Consider the following 263-nt stretch of genomic DNA (forward strand, 5'->3'; position numbering starts at 1 on the left):
TCGACGCGGGTGGCAGGAAGATCATCAACGTGGCGGCTGGTGTGGACGCTGGCGACGCGGTGAACAAGGAGCAGCTCGACGAGGTCGGCAAGACGGCCAGCGCAGGCTGGAACGTGAGCGCGCAGGGAGCGAATGAGACGAACGTGGCGCCGGGCGGCACGGTCGACCTGAAGAACACCGATGGCAACCTCGCGGTGAGCAAGAGCACGGCCGGCAACGACGTGAACTTCGACCTGGCACGCGACCTGAAGGTCGACAGCGTG

1 pseudogene is annotated in these 263 nt (G+C 66.2%); it reads left to right on the top strand.

From position 1 onward, the window contains the following. A pseudogene (locus AB3X94_RS42135) lies at positions 1 to 263 on the top strand (hypothetical protein); the annotation flags it as partial.

Origin of the sequence: Paraburkholderia sp. BR10923, assembly GCF_040948765.1 — a bacterium.
Lineage (GTDB): Bacteria > Pseudomonadota > Gammaproteobacteria > Burkholderiales > Burkholderiaceae > Paraburkholderia > Paraburkholderia youngii.